The sequence below is a fragment of the Cognatilysobacter lacus genome (assembly GCF_008274655.1).
GTDB classification, from domain to species: Bacteria; Pseudomonadota; Gammaproteobacteria; order Xanthomonadales; family Xanthomonadaceae; genus Cognatilysobacter; species Cognatilysobacter lacus.
The window spans coordinates 1-6,250 of the sequence record NZ_VTRV01000156.1 but is presented as its reverse complement, the minus strand read 5'-3'; the positions used below and the strand labels follow the sequence as shown (position 1 = coordinate 6,250).

Below are 6,250 nucleotides of genomic sequence, written 5' to 3'. Positions count from 1 at the left end.
CGTCGTTCGCGGCGGGCAGCGCCGTGGATGCAGGCGCGCCGTTCGGCTCAGGCGTGTTCGACATGACGCGCCAGGCAGTCCAGCTGCGCAGCCCAGCCGCGATCGTTCATGCGGAACGCCTCCAGGCGACGCGCCGGCGGCACCTGCTCGAACCCCGACTCAACGACGGTGACGCGCGTCGCGCCGTCGGGTGCCTCGCTGAGCGTGAACGTCACGAGCGTCGGGGTTTCCGCGCTGTAGTCCACCGACGGGTCCACCGGGTACGGGTGCCAGCGATACGCGAGCACGGTCTGCGGCTCGATCCGCTCGACGACGACGTCGAAATCGATGTGCTCGTGGCCGCAGGAGGTGATGGGCCCCCGCACGCGCTGCCCTGCGGTGAAGCTTTGGCCTTGCAGCTTGGCGCCGAACCACGTGCCGAACTCGGTGGTGTCGGTAAGCGCGCGCCAGACGCGCTCGCGCGGGGCGTTGATGACGATGCTGCGTTCGATAGCGTCGGTGGTGGCCTGGATGTCCATGGATGTCCTGAGTTGGGCGGCCGGCGGTGCCGGCGCGACGGGAAGTTGTGCAACCTCCGGGTTGCACGACGACTCTACCCGGCGGAGTGACTTTGTGCAACCTTGTGGTTGCTTATCGCAAGCCGGCCTGCGTCGAAACCATCTGGAGCGGCACCGCTAAACCTCCTTCAGGCAATGAGGTGCCGGTCCGCATGGCTCGACGTAAGAGGTCCAGACGCGACCTGGTGGCCGCACTACCGTGACCGTCCGACGCGGTGCTTGGACTGATGGGCTTCTGGGCCCCGCCCTGTGGCGCCGGACGGTGGCTCGCGCACCGGGGCGGCCCTTTCGTGTTCACCGCGATGGGCGGCCGATGCGAGTGGTGCGCCTACGGGAACGAAACACCCGGCCTTTAGTTCTATGCTGCGCCACCGCCGCAGCGTCGGCTCATGCAATGGAATGCCGACCGTGTCGATCGCCCCCCGTTTTGCTGGCGTGCTGATGTTGTGTCTCGCCGTAGTGGCTAACGCCCTAATGGCAGCGCCGGTCGCCGCGCGCGCCGCCAATCACCCGCGAGTCGCGCCCGCGTGCACGGCGAAACACAAAGGTCCGCTCGACGAGAAAGGCTTCGTCATGCTCGGCCGTATTGAGCAGTGGGTGACGGTGAAGGGCGACAGCTGCGCGAATCCGATCATCCTCTTCATCAGCGGCGGCCCGGGCAACCCGCTCAGCCCGTATTCCGATGCGATCTATGGCCAGTGGGCGCACGAATTCACGCTCGTGCAATGGGACCAGCGTGGCGCCGGCATGACCTATGGGCGTAATCCGCCGGCGGAAGATTCGGCTCTCACGCTCGAGCAGATGCGCGACGACGGCACCGAACTGGCGGCCTACCTCGCACGGCGCTACGGCCAGAAGAAAGTGATCCTGTGGGGCAGTTCCTGGGGCTCCATCCTTGGCGTGTCGATGGCCAAGGCGCATCCCGAACTGTTCCATGCGTATCTGGGCACGTCGCAACTGGTGAGCTATCGCGAGAACGAAGCGACCAGCTATGCCGGCCTGCTCGCGCTGGCGCGCAAGGCCGGCGACGCCGACGCGCTCGCAGTGCTCGAAGGTGTGGGCGCGCCGCCGTGGAGCGACCCGCGAAGCTTCGGCAAGGTGCGCCGCGTGGTACGGAAATACGAGTCGAAGGTGACCACGCCGCCGCCCGCCGCGTGGTGGAAACCGGCTTCCCCGTACGCGACGCCGAAAGCGCTAGCCGACTACGAAGCCGGCGAAGAGTATTCATTCGTCAACTTCGTGGGCATGCACGGCGACGGCATGTACTCGCGCGTCGACCTGCCGCGACTGGGTACCGATTTCGCGATCCCGATGTTCTTCGTGGAAGGTGCACACGACCTTCTGGCTACGCCCGACGTGGCGCAGCGCTATTACGAAAGCCTGCACGCACCGCAGAAGGCATTGGCGCTGCTCGAACACGCGGGCCATGATCCGAACCAGGACGTGGTGGACGCGGAATACCGGATGCTGAAAGAGCGGATCCTGCCGCTGGTGAAGTAGGCGCCGACCCCGTGCCGCTCAACCCACGCGAATCACCCGCTTGCCGAAGTTCTCGCCGCGCAGCAGCCCCACGAACGCCGCGGGCGCGGCCTCCAGGCCGTCGATGATCTCCTCGCGGTACTTCACCCGGCCGCTGCGCACCCAGTCGCCCATTTCGCGTGCGAACTGCGGATACAGGTGGCCGAAGTCGTCGAAGATGATGAAGCCCTGCACCAGGATGCGCTTGCGCAGCAGCTGCCCCAGCAACCAGTTCATGCGGTCGGGGCCGGCCGGCAGCGCGGTGGCGTTGTACTGCGACACGAGCCCGCAGAGCGGGATGCGCGCGCGGCTGTTGAGCAGTGGCAGCACCGCATCGAACACGGCGCCGCCGACGTTCTCGAAGTAGACGTCGATGCCCTGCGGGCACGCAGTCGCGAGCGCGCCCGGAAGGTCGTCGCCCCGGTGGTCGACGCAGGCGTCGAAGCCCAGCACGTCCACCGCATGTGCGCACTTCTCCGCGCCCCCGGCGATGCCGACCACGCGGCAGCCCATCAGCTTGCCGATCTGTCCCACCGTCGCGCCCACCGGCCCGGTGGCGGCCGCCACCGCGATCGTCTCGCCCGGCTGCGGCCGACCGATCTCCTTGAGGCCCGCCCATGCGGTGAAGCCCGGCATGCCGAGCACGCCCAGCGCCCACGACGGGTTCGACGGCGACGCGCCCAGGTTCGCCACGCCCTTGCCGTCGGAGAGCGCGTAGTCCTGCCAGCCGCCGTAGGCGAGCACCCAGTCCCCGGGCGCGAAGCCGGGCACGTGCGACTCCACCACCTGCGCGACGGTGGCGCCCACCATCACCTCGCCGATCCCGACGGGCGCCGCGTACGACGGCGCATCGCTCATGCGCCCGCGCATGTAGGGATCGAGCGACAGGTACACCGTGCGCAGCAGCATCTGCCCCTCGCCCGGCACGGGCGCGGGCGCCTCCACCCAGCGAAGGGTCTCGGCATCGGGCTCGCCCTTCGGCCGGGCATTGAGCACCCATTGCCGGTTAATGCGTTCGGAGGTGGACATGGGCGTGCTCCTGGGAAACCGGGAGGAGTCAGCGTACGCCGGCGCCCTGGTGGGGGACGTGCAACGGGGTGCAGGCCGCAACCGGGCTCAGCGTGGCATTTCGCGAAGCCTGGGCGCGTTCCCGCCCGGCAGGATCGCGAGTTGCTGTCGGCCCACGATGGCGCGGCCGCGGAGGGCCGCCCGACATCCATTGCGAATCGACCTGCCCCACCTCCCGGTCCGCGGGAAATTCGACTCTGCCCCCCTGCTTCTCAGGTAATGGGACCTGACTCCTTTTCCTGAGCTTCGAGTCAGTGGGCCGCCACTACCCGTCGTTCGGCGGGCGCTTCGCGAGCAGCGACTTCAGGTCTGCGAACGGGTTTGACGTGGCCGCAGGCACCTTGTCCTCGGCGTTCAACGCGCTCACCCCGGTGTGGTCGGTCTGGCGCGAGTGCTCGTTGTCATGGCAGTACACGCACAACAGCTCCCAGTTGCTGCCGTCGGGCGGATTGTCGGCGTGGTTGTGGTTGCGGTGATGGACGGTGAGCTCCCGCAGGTTGGCGCGGGTGAACTCGCGCGCGCAGCGGCCACAGACCCACGGGTACATCTTCAGCGCACGCTCGCGGTAACCCTGGTCGCGCTGCTCGGCGCTGCGCCGGGCGTCGGCAACGATGCGGTCGAGCTTGGCGTCTTGTGGGCTTGTCATGGTGACGGGTCCAGTCGGGCGGCAGGGAAAGCAATCGCTGGTCGCGCACGCGGGAGTATGACCGAAGAAAAAGGTCAGGTTCGAATTGGAAAGAACTGAACCTGACCCGTTGTTTTCCACGAGAGAGCGAACGAACGACCGACAATCTGCGCTAGGCGGTTCGGTCGACGAAGGCCTCGTCCAGCTTCTCGTACAACGCGAGAGACTTCACGACCTCAGTCTTGACGTTCTCGTACAGCGACTCGGCGATTACCCGGATTGCGTGTCGCTCCTGCGGGCTCAAATTCGGATAGCTGAATTTGACGATGTGCTGTTCGATGCGCGCCTGACGCGCCGCCGCAACCGATGGAGGAAGTCCGGTACACACGCGTGCGAGGTGATCTCGCCAGCCCACGAAACACTTCGTGTCGTCTTTGCACCGCTTGTTGCAGGCTTTGCAGACCGGAACGATGTTGCCCGGGTGGTGCAGGCCGTACTCCGTGCGGTTGAACATCACGAGGTGCTCTATCTGCATTGGGCCGTCAGTCGTTTCGCAGTACGCGCACGCGCCTCCAAAGTCTGCGCAGATTTCCTTCCAGGCGGTCTGCCCGGCGCCCGACGCGGTTGTAAATTTACGGCCCCAATAGTGCTCGCCGACAGAGGTAAGGAAGGAACGAACCGCGGTGTTCGCGGCATCGAAAGGTGTGTTGTAGACGGCCACGATCTTCCTTTACATCTCGGGAGTGGAGGCTTCGAGGAGCTTTGCGGCTTCGTCGGCCTTACGGCGCGTGCGCGCGGCGTCCCGACCCGGGTCTTGCTGTGCCGCGTGTTCGGCTCGGATCTCAGGTGGAATGACATCCACCTTTTTCACGGCTTGCAGCATGGCGCGGTCACCTTCGGCCAACTGGCAATTCCGATGAATTGTCTCCAGCTCGTCACCGGTTCGCGCCACTCGACTCTGCAAGTGCACGACCACGGCCAGCGTGTCGCCAAGGGGATCGAGCTCGGTGCATATGGCGTCGATCGTGGTCATCGAGCGCAGATCGTTGCGATCGACTAACGCTAGCAGATTGGTGCGGTCGAGCCAGACCACGGAATGGACGCCAGGCACCCGCTTCGCCGCGGCTCGCGCCGATTCCGGATCGATGGGGCGGCTCGCGTCCGGCAACTTCATGGCGCGACGCATGTCGTCGTTCATCTGCCCCATTTCATGGCGGAGGGCATCTTGGTCGCCGGCGTGCGCCGCGGCCTGCACCTTTGCGAGATGCAGCGCCGTCTCCGCCGAATTCATGGGCCGCCCCGCCTGAGGGCGTGCCGAGTCGTCGGGATGGCAGGCGGACAGTAGGGCGAGCGCTAGGCAGGCCAGTAGATAACGGGTCATGCGGTAGACGCTCCCCAGGCGGTGCCGGCAGTCTAACGGCCGACCGTCTGCGGCTCGAACCGCCGGCCGACTTGTGACCAGACAGATCACCTAGCCCCCCGCGGAGACGCCATGGTCCGAAGAAAGGAAAGCGCATTAGACGTACTCGCGGCATTGCCTTGGCAGATCGGCATCGCCCTCGGCGTCGCGGGGTATTGGTTCGTCCGCCACGGAGCGGCGAAAGTCTTTCACGCGAGCGGAGGCCCGATCGCCGAGGGCATGACCCGGGGATTCGAGACTGATGCTTTAGCCCCGCTCGCCTGGATGGTGCTCGCCGTGTGTTGGATTGGCGCTGCAGCGTCTTACATAAGACGCCTTCAACGGGCACGCCTGCTCGCGACTCGCAGCGACCTCGCCAGCATCGCCGCGCTCGACTGGCGTCAGTTCGAACAACTCGTCGGCGAGGCGTTCCGCCGGCAGGGTTACGCGGTGGAAGAAACGGGCCAGGGCGGTGCGGACGGCGGCGTCGATCTAATCTTGCGACGCGCCGGCAGCAGGACGTTGGTGCAGTGCAAGCAATGGCGCCAGCGTCAGGTAAACGTATCAACGGTGCGCGAGATGTGGGGCTTGCTTGCCCACCACGGGGCCGATGCGATCAAGATCGTGTGCGTCGGCGGCTACACAGACGATGCACGACGTTTCGCCCATGGCAAGGCGATCGACCTGATCACCGGATCCGATCTGGTGACCATGATCGCCGCTGCGCAGAACAGAGTCGCGACAAGCACGACCTTTGGGGCCGCGTCCGACAACCCGTCCGCCGCATCCACGGATATCGGCGCAACAGCCGCGAAACCTACGTGCCCGAGATGTTCCACCGACATGGCGCTACGAACGAATCGCCAGAACGGCGAGCAATTCTGGGGATGTTCCCGCTACCCGCAATGCCGCGGAACCCGCGCGCTCCAAGGCTAGCAAATGGAACCTGACCCCATTTCTTGCAGTGCAAGGAAATGAAACCTGACCCCTTTGTCTGGCCGCCACCACGCGCGACACGGCGCAGGTGCGCCCTCGTGAGGTCACGCCCGAACGCGCGCGCGACACCGCAGCGCAGCCGCGCGC

General features: G+C 66.2%; 7 protein-coding genes. 2 read left to right on the top strand and 5 right to left on the bottom strand.

Going from position 1 to position 6,250, the window contains the following annotated elements; genetic code table 11:
* Positions 1-47: 47 nt before the first annotated feature.
* Positions 48-518: an SRPBCC family protein gene (locus FW784_RS11845; RefSeq protein WP_205123620.1), complete on the bottom strand. Its 471-nt coding sequence runs from the start codon at positions 516-518 to the stop codon at positions 48-50.
* 612 nt (positions 519-1,130) lie between these two features.
* Between FW784_RS11845 and FW784_RS11840 the strand changes: the two genes are divergently transcribed.
* Positions 1,131-2,057 carry an alpha/beta fold hydrolase gene (locus FW784_RS11840; RefSeq protein WP_205123619.1) on the top strand — a complete coding sequence of 309 codons (927 nt, stop codon included), beginning with the start codon at positions 1,131-1,133 and terminating at the stop codon, positions 2,055-2,057.
* An 18-nt stretch (positions 2,058-2,075) separates the two neighbouring features.
* On the opposite strand, the gene FW784_RS11835 is transcribed toward FW784_RS11840, so the two are convergent.
* From FW784_RS11835 to FW784_RS11820, 4 genes are all read right to left on the bottom strand, one after another.
* Entirely contained in the window at positions 2,076-3,104 is a 1,029-nt protein-coding gene (locus FW784_RS11835) for an NADP-dependent oxidoreductase (protein WP_149353546.1), read from the bottom strand.
* A gap of 304 nt (positions 3,105-3,408) precedes the next feature.
* Positions 3,409-3,789 carry a YajD family HNH nuclease gene (locus tag FW784_RS11830; protein WP_149353545.1) on the bottom strand — a complete coding sequence of 127 codons (381 nt, stop codon included), beginning with the start codon at positions 3,787-3,789 and terminating at the stop codon, positions 3,409-3,411.
* A 151-nt stretch (positions 3,790-3,940) separates the two neighbouring features.
* Entirely contained in the window at positions 3,941-4,489 is a 549-nt protein-coding gene (locus tag FW784_RS11825) for an HNH endonuclease (protein ID WP_149353544.1), read from the bottom strand.
* A gap of 9 nt (positions 4,490-4,498) precedes the next feature.
* On the bottom strand, positions 4,499-5,149 hold the full coding sequence (locus FW784_RS11820) for a hypothetical protein (RefSeq protein ID WP_149353543.1): 651 nt from the start codon (positions 5,147-5,149) through the stop codon (positions 4,499-4,501).
* 111 nt (positions 5,150-5,260) lie between these two features.
* Between FW784_RS11820 and FW784_RS11815 the strand changes: the two genes are divergently transcribed.
* On the top strand, positions 5,261-6,103 hold the full coding sequence (locus FW784_RS11815) for a restriction endonuclease (protein ID WP_149353542.1): 843 nt from the start codon (positions 5,261-5,263) through the stop codon (positions 6,101-6,103).
* The last annotated feature ends 147 nt before the right edge of the window (positions 6,104-6,250 follow it).

What these genes read in the sequence shown, in the direction of transcription:
- FW784_RS11845 (WP_205123620.1), bottom strand. Translation starts at nt 518, where the DNA reads ATGGACATCCAGGCCACCACCGACGCTATCGAACGCAGCATCGTCATC.
- FW784_RS11840 (WP_205123619.1), top strand. Translation starts at nt 1,131, where the DNA reads ATGCTCGGCCGTATTGAGCAGTGGGTGACGGTGAAGGGCGACAGCTGC.
- FW784_RS11835 (WP_149353546.1), bottom strand. Translation starts at nt 3,104, where the DNA reads ATGTCCACCTCCGAACGCATTAACCGGCAATGGGTGCTCAATGCCCGG.
- FW784_RS11830 (WP_149353545.1), bottom strand. Translation starts at nt 3,789, where the DNA reads ATGACAAGCCCACAAGACGCCAAGCTCGACCGCATCGTTGCCGACGCC.
- FW784_RS11820 (WP_149353543.1), bottom strand. Translation starts at nt 5,149, where the DNA reads ATGACCCGTTATCTACTGGCCTGCCTAGCGCTCGCCCTACTGTCCGCC.
- FW784_RS11815 (WP_149353542.1), top strand. Translation starts at nt 5,261, where the DNA reads ATGGTCCGAAGAAAGGAAAGCGCATTAGACGTACTCGCGGCATTGCCT.